The sequence below is a fragment of the Candidatus Hydrogenedentota bacterium genome, assembly GCA_016791475.1.
GTDB lineage: Bacteria > Hydrogenedentota > Hydrogenedentia > Hydrogenedentales > JAEUWI01 > JAEUWI01.
Genome location: JAEUWI010000480.1, coordinates 1 through 515 on the forward strand (window position 1 = coordinate 1; position 515 = coordinate 515).

Consider the following 515-nt stretch of genomic DNA (forward strand, 5'->3'; position numbering starts at 1 on the left):
GGACGCGAACCTGAAACTGCAGGCGCGGATGGATGAACTCGATGACATGGTGACGACCACGGCGCACAGTTTTCTCGCCATGACGGTGAACTGCGCGCGATGCCACGATCATAAGTTCGATCCCATTCCGGCGCGCGACTACTACCGCATGACCGCTTTCTTCACGAGCGTGGGATTCGGCGATCGCGACACGGGCAGCGCGGAAGAACGAAAGCGCGTGGACGATGTGTTGAAGCCGCTGCGCAGCGAGATGGCGGCTCGCCGGCGGGAATTGAGCGACATGGAAGATGTTGTGCGCACGCGGATGCTCGCGGCACGTTATGAGGCGTTCGATCGCGAGCGGGCGGCGCAGCCACGGCGCATTCCCGTGAACCCGGTGTGGAATCGGAACAGCTTCGCCTCTGTGCGCGCGAAGCATTTTCGACTCGTGATTTCAGGTCATGCGGGCAAGAAGGCGCAGCTTGCGTCTCTGGAGTTGTTGCCAGCACAGCATCGTATTACGACATGGACGGCGC

At 61.4% G+C, this 515-nt stretch carries 1 protein-coding gene; it reads left to right on the forward strand.

Annotated elements, in window-relative coordinates; translation table 11 throughout:
• On the forward strand, positions 1-515 hold a 515-nt coding region (locus tag JNK74_30345), incomplete at both ends, for a DUF1549 domain-containing protein (protein MBL7650470.1).